Below are 18,358 nucleotides of genomic sequence, written 5' to 3' on the forward strand. Positions count from 1 at the left end.
GCTCTCCTGTCGGAGTTAATCTCGAGGACGGGTAATCTCGTCCCTACATTCTATTCAGCCGTAACAGATGCTGCAGCGTCAACTGCAGCATCTAATTGGCTTAATTTTCTTCCAACTCGATGTTGATACCCAGTGAGCGGATTTCTTTCAACAATACGTTGAACGATTCTGGCATACCTGGTTCCATCTTGTGGTTACCATCAACGATGTTTTTATACATCTTAGTACGACCATTCACGTCATCCGATTTCACTGTTAGCATTTCTTGTAGAGTGTAAGCAGCACCATAAGCTTCAAGTGCCCATACTTCCATCTCACCAAAACGCTGGCCACCGAACTGTGCTTTACCACCCAGCGGCTGCTGAGTAACAAGGCTGTAAGAACCAGTAGAACGTGCGTGCATCTTATCATCAACCAAGTGGTTAAGTTTAAGCATGTACATGTAACCAACAGTTACTTGACGTTCAAACTGATCGCCAGTACGGCCATCATAAAGTGTAACCTGACCACTTCTAGGGTATCCACCAAGCTCTAGCATGTCTTTGATTTCGTCTTCTTTAGCGCCATCAAATGCAGGAGTAGCGATTGGTAAACCACCTTTTAAGTTTTCAGCTAGGCGACGAATTTCGTCATCAGAGAAACTTGCAATGTCTACAACTTGGCGAGATTCACCAATTTCGTAAGCTTGCTTGATGAATTCACGTAGCTCATGAAGCTCACGTTGCTCTTTCATCATTTCTTCTAAACGTTCACCGATACCACGTGCAGCAAGACCCATATGTGTTTCAAGGATCTGACCGATGTTCATACGCGATGGTACACCTAGTGGATTTAGTACGATATCTACCGTACGACCTTTATCATCGTATGGCATATCTTCTACTGGTACGATAGTCGAGATAACACCTTTGTTACCGTGACGACCCGCCATTTTATCACCCGGTTGGATACGACGTTTAACAGCTAGGTATACTTTAACAATTTTAAGTACGCCTGGTGCTAAGTCATCACCTTGAGTAATTTTACGACGTTTGTTTTCAAACTTCTTATCGTATTCAGCTTTAAGTTCATCGTACTGTGCAGCTAGTTGCTCAAGTTCAGCTTGCTTATCTTCTTCAGCAAGGCTTTGAGTTAATAGTTTCTCAGCATTTAATGACACTAAGTTGTTTTCATCAAAGCCTGCAGCTACAAGTAGCTTACGAGCGCGTTCTAAAACGCCAGCTTCAAGAATACGGAACTCTTCGTTGAAGTCTTTCTTCGCTTCGCGAAGCTGCATGTCTTCAACTTCTAACGCACGCTTATCTTTTTCAACACCGTCACGGGTGAAAACTTGCACGTCAATTACTGTACCAGTTACAGAGTTTGGTACACGTAAAGAGCTGTCTTTAACGTCAGATGCTTTTTCGCCGAAGATAGCACGCAGTAGCTTCTCTTCAGGTGTAAGCTGTGTTTCGCCTTTCGGAGTCACTTTACCTACTAGAATATCGCCGCCTTTAACTTCAGCACCAATATAAACAACGCCTGATTCATCAAGCTTGCCTAGTGCAGACTCACCCACGTTAGGGATATCTGCAGTGATCTCTTCTGGACCTAATTTAGTATCACGGGCAACACACTGTAGTTCTTGAATGTGGATAGTCGTTAAACGATCTTCTTCAACTACGCGCTCTGATAGTAAGATTGAATCCTCGAAGTTATAACCGTTCCATGGCATGAATGCCACGCGAAGGTTTTGACCAAGGGCTAAGTCACCTAAGTCAGTCGAAGGACCATCTGCTAACACGTCACCACGAGTAACCGGTTCACCAACCATGCACGTTGGTTTTTGGTTAATACATGTATTTTGGTTAGAACGTGTGTACTTGGTTAAGTTGTATATGTCGATACCCGCTTCACCAGGGATGCGTTCTTCTTCATGTACGTTTACAACGATGCGACTTGCGTCGGCATACATTACTTCACCACCACGTTTTGCAACAATCGTTACACCAGAATCTTTCGCTAGTGTTAACTCAATACCTGTACCTACTAACGGCTTATCCGCTTTCAATGTTGGTACTGCTTGACGTTGCATGTTTGAACCCATCAATGCGCGGTTAGCATCATCGTGTTCTAGGAACGGGATAAGTGCTGCTGCTACAGAGATCACCTGTTGTGGTGATACATCCATATATTGCTGGTCCATGCGACCCATAAAGGTTGATTCACCTTTGTGACGACATGGAATAAGTTCATCTACAAACTCATTGGTTTCAGTTAAGTTTGAGTTCGCCTGTGCGATAACAAACTGACCTTCTTCAATGGCTGATAAGTAATCAACTTCATCAGTTACTACACCGTCTACCACTTTGCGGTAAGGTGTTTCTAAGAAACCGTAGTCATTTGTACGTGCGTACGTAGACAATGAGTTAATTAGACCGATGTTTGGACCCTCAGGAGTCTCGATTGGACATACGCGACCGTAGTGAGTTACGTGAACGTCACGTACTTCAAAGCCAGCGCGCTCACGTGTTAGACCGCCCGGACCTAATGCAGAAATACGACGCTTATGCGTTACTTCTGATAGCGGGTTATTTTGGTCCATAAACTGTGATAACTGAGACGAGCCGAAGAACTCTTTAACCGCTGCCGAAATAGGCTTAGCGTTAATAAGATCTTGTGGCATTATCGCGTCAAGGTCACCTAAGCTTAAACGCTCACGTACAGCACGTTCTACACGTACTAGACCAACACGGAACTGGTTCTCAGCCATTTCGCCAACACTACGTATACGACGGTTGCCTAAGTGGTCGATATCATCAACATCGCCTTGACCGTTACGAATAGCAATTAATACTTTCATAACAGACACGATGTCTTCTTTGCTTAATGTGCCTGGGCCTGTGTCAGAATCGTAACCAACACGGCTATTAAACTTCATACGACCAACAGTTGATAGGTCGTAACGTTCTTCAGAGAAGAACAAGTTTTGGAATAAGGCTTCAGCCGCGTCTTTCGTCGGTGGCTCGCCTGGGCGCATCATGCGATAAATTTCTACTAGTGCTTCTAAACGGTTGCTTGAAGAGTCAATGTTCAATGTATTTGACATGTAAGCACCGCTGTCCACTTCATTGATGTACAACGTATCAATGGTAGTGTGACCGGCTTTAACTAATTCAGCCATAAGCTCAAGAGTTAATTCATCATTCGCGTTTGCAATAACTTCACCCGTTGATTCATCAACGTAGTTTTTAGAAATAATACGGCCAATGATGTACTCATGAGGTACTTCTAACTGAGTAATGCCTTTTTTCTCGATACTCTTGATGTGACGAGCCGTAACACGACGACCGCTTTCAACAAGTACTTCACCGTCTTCGCCTTTGATATCAAAAGCGGCAGTTTCACCACGTAAACGTGAAGGTACAAGTTCCATTAGAACTTTACCGTCAGCTACTTCAAACGCAGTTGTATCGAAGAAGATATCTAGGATTTCTTCGCTAGAGTACTCAAGTGCACGTAAGATGATAGACGCCGGTAATTTACGACGGCGGTCAATACGTACATATAAGTTATCTTTTGCATCAAATTCGAAGTCTAACCATGAACCACGGTAAGGAATAACGCGTGCGTTATATAATACTTTACCTGATGAATGAGTTTTACCGCGGTCGTTATCAAAGAATACACCAGGGCTACGGTGTAGCTGAGAAACGATAACACGCTCTGTACCATTGATTACAAAGGTACCGGTATCGGTCATGAGCGGAATTTCGCCCATGTAAACTTCTTGCTCTTTAATGTCTTTAACTGTGCCTGGAGCTTCTTTGTCCATAACAACAAGACGCAGTTTCACGCGAAGTGGAGCAGAATAAGTCACACCGCGAATTTGACATTCTTTTACATCGAAAACTGGCTCACCAATACGGTAACTTACGTATTGAAGCTCAGAATTTCCCGAGTAGCTTTTTATAGGGAACACAGAACGGAAGGCAGCTTCCAAACCATGATCGCCATCAGCGTCCGGCACTAAGAATTTTTTAAACGATTCTAACTGTGTAGACAGTAAAAAAGGTATATCCAAAACTTGTGGACGTTTACCAAAATCCTTACGGATACGTTTCTTTTCAGAATAAGAGTAAGCCATGGGGTTCCTCAGCTTGCTGATCTTTGACCCGACCTGTTCTTGTAAGAACAGACTTAACTGGCAGCTATGCCAAGATTTACAACATTTTATTGTTGTTCTAATTAAATCCCTTTTCAACACTAGCAAACTATAAAGCGTTGAAAGTAAAGAAACAATTAGATTTTATTTGCGCTATAAGAGTGCATCACTCCATAGCGCAAAAAGGCCGGTGATTAAATAATCACCAGCCCTTGCCTGATTTCTCAGGCAGCGAACTTAGCGTAAGCTAAATTACTTAACCTCAACTTCAGCACCAGCTTCAGTAAGATCTTTTGCAAGTGCTTCAGCTTCTTCTTTAGATACACCTTCTTTAACAGGTGTAGGAGCAGCTTCAACAAGAGCTTTAGCTTCTTTAAGGCCAAGGCCTGTAGCGCTACGAACAGCTTTGATTGCAGCAACCTTGTTAGCGCCAGCGCCAGTAAGGATTACGTCAAATTCTGTTTTCTCTTCAGCAGCTTCAGCAGCTGGACCAGCTACCATTGCAGCTGCAGCAGTTACGCCGAATTTTTCTTCCATTGCTTCAACAAGAGCAACAACGTCCATTACTGACATTTCAGCAATTGCGTCAAGGATTTGGTCTTTAGATACAGACATTACAAATTTCCTAATAATTAACGGACTCTAGGTCCAAATAAATTTTACACCGAAAGGATTAAACAACTTAAAATTAAGCAGCTTGCTCTTCTTTCTGTACACGTACTGCTTCAATTGTTTTACACAATTTGCCAGCAGACGCTTCTTTCATAGCACTCATTAAGCGTGCAACAGCTTCGTCGTATGTAGGTAGAGTTGCAAGCATAGCTGCATCTACTACGTTACCTTCAAAAGCGGCCGTTTTAACTTCGAATTTCTCATTCTTTTTCGCGAAATCTGAAAAGATACGCGCAGCAGCACCTGGGTGCTCTGATGAGAAAGCGATTAAGCTTGGACCAACAAATGAATCAGAAAGACACTCAAAATCTGTTCCTTCAAGAGCACGTTTTGCTAAAGTGTTACGAACAACTTTCATCCATACACCAGCTTCACGAGCTTCTTTACGAAGGGCAGTGATTGCGCCAACTGTTACACCACGAGAATCTGCAACAACTGCAGATAGAGCACCATTGGCTGCTTCGTTGACTTCAGCAACTATTGCTTTTTTGCCTTGAAGATTTAAAGCCATGGGTGTTACTCCTGGTTTAATGGGGTTACCGACAATCGGTTTCCCCTGTTCTACTCTTCCCTACCAAAAAGGTAGAGATGCTTTTTACGGCGAGAGCCAGAAGGATTAGGAAAAATCTATCTGGGGTCTACACCGTCTACGTAGGTAAAATTAAGGCCTAAGCCGCCTACGGTCTTGGACGGAAGCCCAATTTATCGCTTTGCCAGAGGCGCACCGAAATTATGGACTTCAACCCGAATTCTTTATTTTGCTAATTAATAAATTAATCAACAAAATGGCGCGAAATTATAGTACAAATTTCGTGCCATGTAAACACTAAATTAAGCAACTACTGTGTTTAAAGTAGCTTGGTCAACAGAAACACCTGCGCCCATTGTTGTAGAGATAGTTACTTTTTTCAAGTAAACACCTTTAGCTTGAGAAGGTTTAGCCTTCTTAAGTGCAACAATTAGAGCTTCAAGGTTTTGTTGAAGTTGCTCAGCTGTGAAATCAACCTTACCAATAGTAGTATGGATGATGCCGTTTTTGTCATTGCGGTAACGCACTTGACCAGCTTTAGCATTTTTAACTGCTTCTGCAACGTTAGGTGTTACAGTACCAGTTTTAGGGTTTGGCATTAGACCACGTGGACCTAAGATTTGACCTAGTTGACCAACAACACGCATAGCGTCTGGAGATGCAACAACAACGTCAAAATCCATCTCGCCTTTTTTAACTAGCTCAGCAAGATCTTCCATACCTACTAATTCAGCACCGGCTTCTTTCGCAGCTTCTGCGTTAGCGCCTTGTGTGAATACTGCAACGCGAACGTCACGACCAGTACCGTTAGGTAGTACAGTTGCACCACGAACGTTTTGGTCAGATTTACGAGCATCGATACCAAGGTTAACAGCAACGTCAACACTTTCTACGAATTTAGCTGTCGCTAACTCTTTTAAAAGAGCAACTGCTTCATTGATTTCGTAATCTTTAGTTACTTCCACTTTTTCGCGGATAGTACGCATACGTTTAGTTAATTTAGCCATTTCTTAGTCCTCTACGTTCAAGCCCATCGCACGCGCAGAACCTGCGATAGTGCGAACCGCTGCGTCCATATCGGCAGCTGTAAGGTCAGTTCGTTTTGTCTCAACAATTTCTTCAAGTTGAGCACGAGTTACTGTGCCTACTTTGTCAGTGTTAGGACGGCCTGAGCCTGACTTGATACCAGCAGCTTTCTTAAGTAAGTAAGCAGCAGGTGGCGTTTTCATGTCGAACGTAAATGAACGGTCACCGTAAACAGAGATCACTACAGGAACTGGAGCGCCTTTTTCGATAGACTCTGTACGTGCGTTAAACGCTTTACAGAATTCCATGATGTTTACACCGTGTTGACCTAGTGCAGGACCTACTGGAGGACTAGGATTAGCCATACCAGCGGCAACTTGTAGCTTGATTAGAGCTTCAACTTTTTTAGCCATTATAAATACCTCATTTGGTGGGTCTTAGCCTTGTGCGCGCGAGGACGCGTACTCTAACGGCTTCCCAGTTTAAAAATTGGTTTCGTACTTTTTGTACTGTAAAAATAAATTTTTACCTTTATACAAAAAGGCCGCTGATTATAAGATAATCAGCGGCCTTTTTCAAGCTTCGTGCCAAAATTTAAAATTTCAGCAGTGAAGCTTTTTTAATCAATTACTTATCTTGTTCAACTTGACCAAATTCAAGTTCAACTGGCGTAGAACGACCAAAAATAAGTACAGATACTTTAACGCGGCTTTTTTCGTAGTCAACTTCTTCAACTACACCACTGAAGTCTGCAAATGGACCGTCAGTTACGCGTACCACTTCACCTGGTTCGAATAATGTAGCAGGCTTAGGTGCTTCAGCATTTTCTTGTAAACGGTTAAGAATACGATCAGCTTCTTTAGAGCTGATTGGCGCTGGACGGTCAGATGTACCGCCAATGAAGCCCATTACACGCTCTGTGCTATTTACTAAGTGCCAGCTAGCGTCATTCATATCCATTTGTACTAGTACGTAGCCTGGAAAGAATTTACGCTCAGATTTACGCTTTTGACCTGCGCGCATCTCAACCACTTCTTCAGTTGGTACTAATATTTCACCAAAGCTCTCTTCAAGACCTTCGATTTTAATGTGTTCAGTTAACGTTTGAGCTACACGCTTTTCATAACCAGAAAATGCTTGTACTACGTACCAACGTAATTTAATTTCTTTGTTCTCATCCGACATGGGATCAGATCTCCAATCCAGTTAAAAAGCCAACAGCGCGGAATAAAATGCCATCTAATCCCCAAAGGATAAGTGCCATAATCACGGTTGCAACCATTACAATTAATGTCGTGTGGGTAGTTTCTTGACGCGTAGGCCAAATAACTTTGCGTACTTCAATTCGCGCTTCTTTAGCGAAAGCAAGAAAGGTACGTCCCTTAAAAGTTTGTGAGGCAATGGCTAATCCGGCCGCTATTGCAACAACAACGCCGATAGCACGTAGTAATACAGACTGATCTGCATACATATGGTTACCAACAACTGCGCCTGCAAGTAGCGCGATTGCTACTAACCACTTCACTGACTCCATCCCGCTTGATGGTGTTTCTACATTCGTGCTCATAATATTATTACCTTAACTACAGACACAACAACCCTACACAATGGCAGGGTTAATCCATTAAAATCTAAACTTAAAAACAGACTTATTTAAACCGATTTTTAACCCCAGACTTACTCATATTAATGAGTAAATTGGCAGGGGCGGAGAGATTCGAACTCCCAACCGTCGGTTTTGGAGACCGCTGTTCTACCAATTGGAACTACGCCCCTGCAAAGTGGATGCCTATTATACTTACGCAAATCATTTACACAAGCCTAAAAGATACCCGTAATGCAAAATCTCTATAAACAATTAAGTACTTAATATTAAAAAGGCTTAATTCGCCCCTTTAACAAGTGGCACGCCATTATTACCCACAGGAATATAAACCGTTGTATGGTTTGGCGACTCGGCCATTTTTATTTGCGCATTTATGGCTTCATGTTGTAAATAATTAGCTGTAAGCGTGGCGTTAATAATTTTTTGTGCCTGCGCTATGCCTTTTGCTTCTTCAACACGTATTTCTGCATCTTTACGCGCAATTTCTTTTTGTGTTTCTTTTTCAGCAAGTAACTGCTGCGCAGCTAGTTTTTTCTCTACCGCATTAGCAACAATATCGGGGTAGTTAATATTACCTACAACCACATTGGCAAGCTTAAAGGGGGTGGTTGATAAATAGTTTTGCAAACGTTGGGTGACCTCTTGGGCTATTTTTTCGCGGTTTGTTTTAAGTTCACCACTGTCGTATTTCTGAACCGTATCTCTTACGTAAGTTCTGAACGTTTCACGCACAAAACGTTTGTACCAGTTCTCTGCTCCGTATTGTTCAACAACGGTTTGCACTGAACCACTTTGAATCGCAATCACGGCATGAAAATCAAATTTTATGTTTAAATCATCATTAGCTAATATTCTAAATGTTTCGGTATACGTATTAGGCCGCATATCTATGTTTACCACTTCATTACGCAGTAACGACATACCATAATTAGCAGGCCCTATCATGGTGCCTTGGTAACCACCTTCACCAAATACTCGTGGTTTTTCGTAAACATAGCCCTCTTCACCTGCTGGCGTACTTGGGTTAGTGCACGCGGTTAATCCAAACCCAATTACACCAACAACAAAGGCACCTTTAACTAAATTATTAACCAAACTTTGCATCCCTGAATTTCTTGCTCTCATTATTTGTCCTTTATTTCTCTAATACTTTATATACATCGCTTAATAGGCTTGAAGCACCAAACCTAAATGTGGTGGCTTGTAGATAGTCATCGCTCATTATTGAACGGGCTAGTGCTAAATATTCACTGGCATCAGCCACCGTTTTAACACCGCCGGCAGCTTTAAAACCAACACGTTGACCTGAATTTTTAATGGTCGTTAACATTACCTTAGTTGACTCAAGCGTCGCATTTATAGCGACTTTGCCTGTACTCGTTTTTACAAAATCAGCGCCGCCTTTAATAGCCAGTTCGGTCGCTTGAGCAATCAACGACTCTGTTTTTAGCTCGCCGCTTTCTATAATTACTTTTAGCTGAGCTTTAGTGCCGCACGCTTTTTTACTTTCACTTACGTACTTAAGCGTGGCTTGCGTGTCACCTGCTGCTAGTTTTTTATAAGGAATAACGAGGTCTATTTCATCTGCACCACGTTCAATAGCTATGAGAGTTTCGTTAATTACATCGCTTAACGGGGCATCACCTGTTGGAAAGTTAGTCACCGTTGCTACTTTAACGTGACTAAGCTCCCGTGCAGCAAGCGCTATTTTTGCATCGTCTACAAAATCGCTATACACACACACCGCAGCTGGCGTACCTAGTGCAGGCCTAATACTATTGATCAGAGCTTGAATATCTTTTGTTGTGTCGCTTGTGTTTAAGCTAGTTAAATCCATAAGCTCTACTGCGAGTAATGCGTCTTGTTGTTTTGTCATACGGACTCCCTTGCCCTGCTTGGGTAAAATTAATATGCCTCATATTAACAAATTAAAAAAAACTCGCTATAGCTCATAACCAAACACTCTAAGCTTATTATTTTACTTGTAACTAGCCGCAATCCCTTGTTAACTCAGTCTTAGGCTTAAAACCGCCACCCAATATAACTTTTGGTTATATCAACTTGGTTTTAATTATTTTTTACTTACACATAGCCGCTATATTCTGCGCAACAGATTAAAGCGTTTTATAAAATTGTTTAGGGGTGTTACCAACGTGCAATATTTACCTATCTTTACCAAACTCGACAACAAACCTGTATTGGTTGTTGGCGGTGGAGAGGTCGCATTACGCAAGTGTCGCGCGTTTTTAAAAGCCCGTGCAGCAGTAACCTTAGTGGCACCTTGGTTTTGTGACGAATTAAAAGAACACGCACAACACAACGAAGTGACCCTAATAGACGCTTACTTTGACGAGTCACATCTAGACGGAAAAATGCTAGTTATTGCAGCAACCGATCGAGACGAAGTTAACAACACGGTGTTTGAGCTTGCCAATGCTCGCAATGTGTTTGTAAACGTGGTTGATGATCAACCTAAATGTACGTTTATATTTCCTTCTATTGTTGACCGTAACCCTATTACAATTGCTATTTCGAGTGCGGGAACAGCCCCTGTACTGGCACGCCGTTTACGCGAAAAGTTAGAGACATTAATACCACAACACATTGGCCCACTTGCCACTCTGGTGGGTGGCTTTAGAGATAAAGTAAAACAGCGCTTTAAGCACTTTTCTGACCGCCGCCAATTTTGGGAAGGCGTGTTCGACTCATCAGTTGTGAGTAAAGTACAAACCGGCGACACCCAAGGTGCTGAGCAACAACTTGAACAAATGCTAGACGCTAAAGCCGAGCCCGAGGGCGAAGTTTATGTGGTAGGGGCAGGCCCTGGCGACCCAGAGCTTTTAACCCTTAAAGCACTGCAACTGATGCAACAGGCTGATGTCGTTGTTTACGACTTTTTAGTGTCTGACGAAATTATGGAGCTTGTTCGTCGTGATGCAGACCTAATTTGTGTTGGTAAACGCTTAGGCGACCATAGTGTTGTTCAAGAAGATACTAACCAAATGTTGGTTGACCTAGCTAAACAAGGTAAAAAAGTATGCCGAATTAAAGGAGGAGATCCCTTTATTTATGGCCGCGGCGGTGAAGAAGTACAAGTACTAGCTGCCAACAAGGTGAATTACCAAATAGTACCGGGTATTACAGCTGCAGCAGGGTGTAGTGCGTATGCAGGTATTCCGCTTACGCATCGCGATCATGCCCAAGCTATTCAGTTTGTAACAGGGCACTGTAAAAAAGACGGCCAAGAACTTGATTGGCAATCACTGGCTAAGCCAAACCAAACACTTGCTATATACATGGGCGTAATTAAGTCACCACACATTCAAGCAGAACTATTACAGCATGGCCGTAAAGCCGATACGCCAGTTGCCGTGATCGAAAATGGCACGCGCAAAAATCAACGTGTAGTAACAGGCCAATTAGGCGAGCTTGCCGATTTAATTGAACGCAACAGCATTGTATCGCCAGCATTACTTATTATTGGTGAAGTAGCCGCCCTACACTCGCAACTTGCGTGGTTTGGGCAAAACAACCAAACAAGTAGCTATGCGCAACCGTTAACCGATATAGCAAATTAGTAACCAAATTTAATTTTATAACTTTTAATCATTTTAGTAGGACGACTAACAATGGCTTTAACTCATCTTCAGCAACTTGAAGCTGAAAGTATCAAAATCATGCGCGAAGTCGCCGCTGAGTTTGAGAACCCAGTAATGCTTTACTCAATTGGTAAAGACTCGTCGGTACTTCTGCACTTAGCGCGTAAAGCGTTTTACCCTGCAAAAATTCCGTTTCCGTTATTACACGTAGACACCGACTGGAAGTTTCGTGAAATGATTGAATTTCGCGACCGCATAGCAAAAGAGTACGACTTTGACCTACTGGTACACAAAAACCCAGAAGGCTTAGCAATGGGCGTTGGCCCCTTTACGCATGGCTCGGGTAAGCATACCGACATAATGAAAACCCAAGGGTTAAAGCAAGCTCTTAACAAATACGGTTTTGATGCAGCCTTTGGTGGCGCCCGCCGCGACGAAGAAAAATCACGTGCAAAAGAACGTGTGTACTCGTTCCGCGACAAGCACCATCGTTGGGATCCAAAAAACCAACGTCCAGAGCTTTGGAACACTTATAACAGTCAAGTAAACCCAGGCGAAAGCATTCGTGTATTCCCGTTATCTAACTGGACTGAGCTTGATATTTGGCAATACATTTATCAAGAAAACATCGAAATGGTTCCACTTTACCTAGCTAAAGAGCGCCCAGTAGTTGAACGTGACGGCACACTTATCATGGTTGATGACGAACGTATGCCACTTGAAGAAGGCGAAGTACCACAAATGAAATCGGTCCGTTTTCGTACATTAGGCTGTTACCCACTAACCGGCGCCGTTGAATCTACAGCCAGTACACTAACCGAAATTATTGAAGAAATGCTGCTATCTACGTCATCAGAACGCGAAGGCCGCGTTATTGACCATGACTCAGCAGGCTCAATGGAGAAGAAAAAACGTGAGGGGTATTTCTAATGTCTAGCCAAAATAACGATACATTTAACGAAGTAAAAGAAATAGGCATAGACGCCTACCTAGCACGTCAACAAGACAAAAGCTTATTGCGCATGCTTACCTGTGGCAGTGTAGACGATGGTAAATCAACACTGATTGGCCGCCTATTACACGACAGCCACCAAATTTATGAAGATCAGCTAGCAGCCCTTCACAAAGACAACGAAAAAGTAGGTAACGCAGGCGAAGATCTTGACCTTGCATTATTAGTAGATGGCCTACAAGCTGAACGCGAACAAGGTATTACCATTGACGTAGCGTACCGATACTTTTCAACAGCTAAGCGTAAATTTATTATTGCCGACACACCAGGCCACGAGCAATATACACGCAACATGGTAACGGGTGCATCAACAAGCGATGTCGCCATTATTTTGGTTGATGCGCGTTACGGCGTGCAAGTACAAACTAAACGCCATAGCTTTATTTGTGACTCGCTAGGTATTAAACAGTTTGTTGTAGCCATTAATAAAATGGATATTGTTGATTTTGACGAAACCGTTTATGAAAAAATCAAAGCCGATTACCTTAAATTTGCTGAGCAACTAAATGTAACAAACATCAAGTTTGTGCCTATGTCGGCACTTAAAGGCGATAACGTAGTAACGCGCTCTGCACATACACCGTATTACACCGACAAACCCCTGCTTGAGCTTTTAGAAGATTCGCCAGCGGCACAAACCGATACCGGTTTTGAAGCTCGTTTACCCGTGCAATATGTAATACGCCCTAACTTAAACTTTCGTGGTTTTCAGGGCACATTAGCATCGGGCAAGCTACAAGTAGGCGACGCTGTAAAAGTATTACCGTCGGGTAAAACATCAAGCATTAAAGAAATTGTCACTTTTAATGGCAACCTAGACACAGCAGAAGCAGGCCAAGCAATTACTATTACGCTAAACAGTGAAATAGACATTAGCCGCGGCGACGTAATCGTACCGGCAAGTTCAACTGCCGCTGTTACTAATCAGCTTCAGGCTAAAATTGTATGGATGCACGAATCGCCATTAGTGCTAGGTAAAAACTACAACCTAAAACTAGGCAGCAAAAACACATCGGCTGTGGTTAAAAAGATTGACCACACTATTGATGTAAACACGCTTGAACACGGCTCTGCCGATTCATTACAGCTAAACGAAATTGCTATTGTAACGCTTGAACTAACCGAAACTATTTTGGCCGACGAGTACCACAATAACCACGAAACAGGCTCTTTCATTCTAATTGACCGTTTATCTAACTTAACGGTAGCAGCCGGTATGATTGAACACGTACTACAAAGCGAGAAAAGCAAAAGCGATTTCAGTGACTTTGAAGTTGAGTTTAATAGCTTAGTACGCAAGCACTTCCCGCATTGGCAAGCGCTTGATATTTCGAAACTGTAAGTTTATTAATGTCTGTTAGGAATAATAAAGCATGGTAGAGCAGCTAGTTTTAACAGGCATAATGCTTACCTTAGTCGGGTGCCTTTTTGGCACCCGCATTAATCCAGCATGGTTATTTGTAAGCGCTATTGGCACCAGCTACTTAGCCGGGCTAATTGACCTTGAAAACATGCTAGTTAACTACGCCAATCCGTCACTTATTACCCTAGTACTCCTCGTATTAGTGTCGATTGCAATCGAAAAAACCACGTTAATTCAAAAGCTATCCATGTCGTTATCTAAAGGTAGCTTAGTTAAGTCGGTAACAAAACTGGGGATTTCTACTGCATTTTTATCGTCGTTTACTAATAATACGGCGGTGGTTGCCTCACTCATTACCGCAATAAAAGATAACCCAAACCATTCACCCTCAAAGCTATTATTACCGCTGTCGTACACTGCTATTTTAGGTGGCACCATCACACTCATAGGTACTTCAACAAACCTCATTGTTAACGGCTTTGCGGTAGATGCAGGTATGCAGCCACTGGGCTTTTTCGACTTTACCTTAGTGGGTTTAGGCGCGCTTAGTATTGGCCTTATTACTATTTTGGTGATGCTTAAATACTTGCCTGACAACGGCAAAAGCGATCAAGAAGTTGTTCCTTTTTACCTTGAAGGTAAAGTACAAACAGGCTCAAAATTAATAGGTCGCACAGTAGAAGAAAACGGCCTACGCGATTTAAAAGACTTGTTCCTAGCTGAAATAATTCGTAATAACGAACGCATATGCGCAGTAACGCCTCAGCAAATTATTCAACAAAACGACATTTTATTATTTGTAGGCGACATTAAATCAGTCCCCCTATTAACCCGCTTTGATGGTTTAAAAGTAGTACACGATAACCACGAAAAAGACATAGAACACTTAGTTGAAGTGGTCGTAAGTCAGTCGTCTAAATTTATAGGCAAAACCGTAAAAGAAATACGTTTTCGCGAGCAGTTTCACGCTGCTGTTATTGCTATTCGCCGTGGGCACGACCGCCTTCAAGGCGGCCTTGGCCAAGTACAATTACAAGCAGGCGATTCACTTATTTTGGCACCCGGCAAAAACTTTTACAGCCTACCTAATTTAAAGCGTGAGTTTGTATATATTTCAGGCCTTGATTTACAAACCCACCTTGCGCCCAAACAATCTAATATTGTACTACTCAGCTTTGCGGGTGTACTGGGTTTAAGTATTTTTGGGGTAGTGCCGTTAGTAAAAGGCTTATTGGTATTGCTTATTGGCTTAATGCTCAGCGGCACCATAAAGCTAAACGAAATCAAGCGCCGATTTCCGCTTGAGTTACTTGTTGTAGTAGGTAGCGCCATTGGGCTTGCAAAATTAATGATAGGCACTGGCCTTGCTGGGCAAATATCGAGTGCGCTATTTATGGTACTTGGCGACTTTGGTCCTTACGGCGCATTTATAGCCATATTTTTAATGACCGTACTATTTACCGAACTTATTACAAATAATGCAGCAGCGGCACTTTCATTTCCGGTTGCTTACTCATTAGCTGTTGGCTTTAATGTAGACCCGCTACCCTTTATTATGGCGGTTGCTTTTGGCGCATCGGCAAGTTTTATTTCGCCATTTGGGTATCAAACAAATTTAATGGTGTATAGCGCGGGTAATTATCGCTTAAAAGATTACATTGTTATGGGCTTGCCCCTTTCTATTATTTATTCAATCACGGTATTAACCCTGATCCCGCTGGTATTTCCTTTTTAATACTGGCGCAAACAGCATAAGAGACACATCACTATGGATGAAAATATAGTTTGGCATAACTACGCAACCACTAAAGCACAACGTAGCGAGCAAAAAAAACATAAGCCAGCTATTTTATGGTTTACCGGTTTTTCAGGTTCGGGTAAAAGCACCGTAGCCAACGCACTCGAAGCGGCGCTTAATCAGCAAGGCGTACACACTTACCTGCTCGATGGCGACAACGTACGCCACGGTTTATGTAAAGACCTAGGCTTTAGCGATGAAGACCGCATAGAAAACATTCGCCGTGTAGGCGAAACCGCAAAACTAATGACCGATGCAGGCTTGTTAGTACTTACTGCGTTTATATCGCCTTTTAGAGCTGAACGCGACATGGTGCGCAATTTAGTAGACGACGGAGAGTTTATTGAAGTATTTATAGATACACCGCTTGATGTATGCGAAAGCCGCGATCCAAAAGGGCTATACAAAAAAGCACGCGCAGGAGAGATAAAACACTTTACTGGCATCGACTCAAACTACGAAGTACCCACAAAGCCTGAAATAATTTTAGATACAAGTAAAAACACCCTAGACCAATCGGTTGCCCAACTGATAACGTATCTAAAACAAACGCATATAATAGGTTAACCCCAATGAACCAAACCGAACTGCTAGAAGAAACCCTCATCCTTGCCCGCACCGCAGGCAAAGCCATTATGGGGATTTACGAAAAGGACTTTAACGTTGAATACAAAGCCGATGAAAGCCCAGTAACCGACGCCGACTTAGCAGCTCATAAGGTCATTGTAGCGGGGCTACTTCAGCTTACGCCCGATATCCCCATCCTTAGCGAAGAAAACGCCGACATAAGCTGGGCTATTCGCCAAACGTGGAAAAGCTACTGGTTAGTCGATCCAATCGACGGTACCAAAGAGTTCATTAAAAAGAACGGCGAATTTACCGTAAACATTGCCCTAATAGAAAACGGAAAACCGGTACTCGCGGTTGTTGATGCCCCTGCACTTGGCGTATCTTACTTAGCAAGCGACGCCATTGGCGCGTTTAAAGACACGGGCGATGAGCGTATAGAACTTAAAGTAACCACTAAGCCTAACAAAGGGTTAATGCGTGTTGTAGGCAGCCGCTCGCACCCATCACCTGATTTAGCCGAATTTGTAAAACGCTTTGACGACGTAGAAATGGTCTCAAAAGGCAGCTCACTAAAACTGTGTTTAGTGGCTGAGGGCAGCGCCGATATTTACCCGCGCTTAGGCCCAACCTGTGAATGGGATACCGGCGCAGGCCATGCAATCGCCGAAATAGCCGGTGCAAAAGTCACTAAGCTCGATGGCAGCCCGCTTACTTATAACACCAAAGATGAGTACTTAAATCCGTATTTTATTGTAAGTGCGATAGAAGAATAAAAGTTAAGAGCTATCAGTTGTCAGCAAGATAAGTGATAGCTTTTACTATAAGAGTTACTCAGGGAGCATAAAGTAAAATACTTAGTAACGCTTAAGTTATTTGTTATGTAAAAGCTAACTTAATAAGCGCACTAAAGCATAGCAAAGTTATCAACAAACCAAGCGATAAAATAACCTTTTCCTTTCGGGTTTGCTCAGGCTTTTGGGCAAATACAAAAACAGTTCGGTAAAGTGTACTAGGCACTATTAAAACCAAGCCAATAAACGCAGGGAACATACACAATATGAAGCTATATGCAAAACCTGAATTTTCCATTTGGCCGAACATAGCGCTAAACCCAAACCAAATCATAGCAACTGCAAAAAACGCAACGCCTACTGAAATTGATAAAATTGCCATATATTGATCTCCCAAACATAAAGGCTATGGGTAAATATATTTTTTTTAAGAAATAAAGAAAGTAAAATAGGTGCACGCACCGATAGCTATAATCAGCATAAAAAGCCGCTTTACTAAATTACCTTCAGTAGGAGGGATTTTCTCACCGGTATATGGTGCATAAATACTTCTATTTAATATAAATGCATAGATATATCTATAACAAAAAGAAAATACAAACACACAAAACAACAACTTTTCTACTGACTCAAAACCTATAAAAAAAGCGGCTCCAAACACAAACCATGTTATGCCGAAAAATATAACAATCACCTTCTTTTTATCCATGCTAACTCTCTTTACTGCCTTTGCTTTTCTTTAAGTTCTGTACTTATAAACTTTAAATGCGTTTTAGTTAACTGATTTGGCGCTATTGTAGCCGGTGAAAATATAAGTAACGTTTTAGTCTTTATTAAATTGCAGTCTTAACGCTGGAATTCGTAGTCGGTAACCCTAACTTTTTGGTTATCGCCGCAAATTGAGCTTTTGTGTATGACCCATAAACAAACTCATTGTGCTCAGCAAACTTGTTATCTTTGGTTTTATCAATATAGTAAAAAGCACAAATTTTATGCGGACAAGCATAAACCGAAATATATTGTTCGTTAGACTTAATATTTATTGGTTCATTGAGTCGCCCAATATATGTGCCCCGACCAAGGCTATAACCTAACCTTTTGGTACCGTCGATGTAATACACTTTATAAGGTTGCTCCTCCCAAACTGGAGAACATCCATTAAGAAGTAATAATATTAAAACTAAACATGCTCTCACATATTTCCCTGCATTCTAGTAACTTGCTCAAATTACCCCCTTATAGTTAACA

At 42.2% G+C, this 18,358-nt stretch carries 17 protein-coding genes and 1 tRNA gene; 6 read left to right on the forward strand and 12 right to left on the reverse strand.

What is annotated here, in order from left to right; translation table 11 throughout:
- Nucleotides 1-100: 100 nt before the first annotated feature.
- The 10 genes from rpoB to deoC form a co-directional block, all read right to left on the reverse strand.
- The gene (rpoB, locus tag ATS72_RS10130; RefSeq protein WP_006791260.1) at nucleotides 101-4,126 is read right to left on the reverse strand and encodes a DNA-directed RNA polymerase subunit beta; all 4,026 of its coding nucleotides are present in this window, start codon (nucleotides 4,124-4,126) and stop codon (nucleotides 101-103) included.
- Nucleotides 4,127-4,396: 270 nt separating this feature from the next.
- Nucleotides 4,397-4,759, reverse strand: a complete 363-nt coding sequence (gene rplL / locus ATS72_RS10135; RefSeq protein ID WP_006791261.1) for a 50S ribosomal protein L7/L12 — start codon at nucleotides 4,757-4,759, stop codon at nucleotides 4,397-4,399.
- Nucleotides 4,760-4,832: 73 nt separating this feature from the next.
- Nucleotides 4,833-5,327, reverse strand: a complete 495-nt coding sequence (gene rplJ, locus ATS72_RS10140) for a 50S ribosomal protein L10 (protein ID WP_006791262.1) — start codon at nucleotides 5,325-5,327, stop codon at nucleotides 4,833-4,835.
- 320 nt (nucleotides 5,328-5,647) lie between these two features.
- Complete coding sequence (rplA, locus tag ATS72_RS10145; RefSeq protein ID WP_006791263.1) at nucleotides 5,648-6,352, reverse strand: 50S ribosomal protein L1; 705 nt, start codon at nucleotides 6,350-6,352, stop codon at nucleotides 5,648-5,650.
- Between the two features lie 3 nt (nucleotides 6,353-6,355).
- Nucleotides 6,356-6,784 (reverse strand): 50S ribosomal protein L11, encoded by a 429-nt coding sequence (gene rplK / locus ATS72_RS10150; protein WP_002958879.1) that lies wholly within the window; start codon nucleotides 6,782-6,784, stop codon nucleotides 6,356-6,358.
- A gap of 214 nt (nucleotides 6,785-6,998) precedes the next feature.
- The gene (gene nusG, locus ATS72_RS10155; RefSeq protein ID WP_006791264.1) at nucleotides 6,999-7,556 is read right to left on the reverse strand and encodes a transcription termination/antitermination protein NusG; all 558 of its coding nucleotides are present in this window, start codon (nucleotides 7,554-7,556) and stop codon (nucleotides 6,999-7,001) included.
- 4 nt (nucleotides 7,557-7,560) lie between these two features.
- Nucleotides 7,561-7,938, reverse strand: coding sequence for a preprotein translocase subunit SecE (secE, locus tag ATS72_RS10160; protein WP_006791265.1), 378 nt, complete (start codon nucleotides 7,936-7,938; stop codon nucleotides 7,561-7,563).
- A 132-nt stretch (nucleotides 7,939-8,070) separates the two neighbouring features.
- Nucleotides 8,071-8,147 (reverse strand) — tRNA-Trp (locus tag ATS72_RS10165).
- Nucleotides 8,148-8,253: 106 nt separating this feature from the next.
- Complete coding sequence (locus ATS72_RS10170) at nucleotides 8,254-9,102, reverse strand: SPFH domain-containing protein (protein WP_039038343.1); 849 nt, start codon at nucleotides 9,100-9,102, stop codon at nucleotides 8,254-8,256.
- A gap of 10 nt (nucleotides 9,103-9,112) precedes the next feature.
- Nucleotides 9,113-9,853 carry a deoxyribose-phosphate aldolase gene (deoC, locus tag ATS72_RS10175; RefSeq protein ID WP_058430021.1) on the reverse strand — a complete coding sequence of 247 codons (741 nt, stop codon included), beginning with the start codon at nucleotides 9,851-9,853 and terminating at the stop codon, nucleotides 9,113-9,115.
- A 277-nt stretch (nucleotides 9,854-10,130) separates the two neighbouring features.
- Here deoC and cysG point away from each other — a divergent pair, with 277 nt between their 5' ends.
- Genes cysG through cysQ form a run of 6 tightly spaced genes read left to right on the forward strand, consistent with a single transcriptional unit; the run spans nucleotide 10,131 to nucleotide 17,092 of the window.
- Nucleotides 10,131-11,555 carry a siroheme synthase CysG gene (gene cysG, locus ATS72_RS10180; RefSeq protein WP_058430020.1) on the forward strand — a complete coding sequence of 475 codons (1,425 nt, stop codon included), beginning with the start codon at nucleotides 10,131-10,133 and terminating at the stop codon, nucleotides 11,553-11,555.
- A gap of 51 nt (nucleotides 11,556-11,606) precedes the next feature.
- On the forward strand, nucleotides 11,607-12,506 hold the full coding sequence (cysD, locus tag ATS72_RS10185) for a sulfate adenylyltransferase subunit CysD (protein ID WP_006791269.1): 900 nt from the start codon (nucleotides 11,607-11,609) through the stop codon (nucleotides 12,504-12,506).
- Nucleotides 12,506-13,930 (forward strand): sulfate adenylyltransferase subunit CysN, encoded by a 1,425-nt coding sequence (gene cysN / locus ATS72_RS10190; protein ID WP_010557704.1) that lies wholly within the window; start codon nucleotides 12,506-12,508, stop codon nucleotides 13,928-13,930. The genes cysD and cysN overlap by 1 nt, the downstream gene beginning before the upstream one ends.
- Nucleotides 13,931-13,961: 31 nt before the next feature.
- The gene (locus tag ATS72_RS10195) at nucleotides 13,962-15,686 is read left to right on the forward strand and encodes an SLC13 family permease (RefSeq protein WP_058430019.1); all 1,725 of its coding nucleotides are present in this window, start codon (nucleotides 13,962-13,964) and stop codon (nucleotides 15,684-15,686) included.
- Nucleotides 15,687-15,719: 33 nt separating this feature from the next.
- Nucleotides 15,720-16,316, forward strand: coding sequence for an adenylyl-sulfate kinase (gene cysC / locus ATS72_RS10200; protein ID WP_008127182.1), 597 nt, complete (start codon nucleotides 15,720-15,722; stop codon nucleotides 16,314-16,316).
- 5 nt (nucleotides 16,317-16,321) lie between these two features.
- Nucleotides 16,322-17,092 carry a 3'(2'),5'-bisphosphate nucleotidase CysQ gene (gene cysQ / locus ATS72_RS10205; protein ID WP_058430018.1) on the forward strand — a complete coding sequence of 257 codons (771 nt, stop codon included), beginning with the start codon at nucleotides 16,322-16,324 and terminating at the stop codon, nucleotides 17,090-17,092.
- A 103-nt stretch (nucleotides 17,093-17,195) separates the two neighbouring features.
- Here cysQ and ATS72_RS10210 read toward each other — a convergent pair whose 3' ends face one another.
- Both ATS72_RS10210 and ATS72_RS10215 read right to left on the reverse strand, forming a co-directional pair.
- Nucleotides 17,196-17,492, reverse strand: a complete 297-nt coding sequence (locus ATS72_RS10210) for a hypothetical protein (protein WP_058430017.1) — start codon at nucleotides 17,490-17,492, stop codon at nucleotides 17,196-17,198.
- A gap of 45 nt (nucleotides 17,493-17,537) precedes the next feature.
- The gene (locus tag ATS72_RS10215) at nucleotides 17,538-17,819 is read right to left on the reverse strand and encodes a hypothetical protein (RefSeq protein WP_058430016.1); all 282 of its coding nucleotides are present in this window, start codon (nucleotides 17,817-17,819) and stop codon (nucleotides 17,538-17,540) included.
- Nucleotides 17,820-18,358: the final 539 nt, after the last annotated feature.

Source organism: Pseudoalteromonas sp. 13-15 (assembly GCF_001468205.2).
GTDB lineage: Bacteria > Pseudomonadota > Gammaproteobacteria > Enterobacterales > Alteromonadaceae > Pseudoalteromonas > Pseudoalteromonas marina.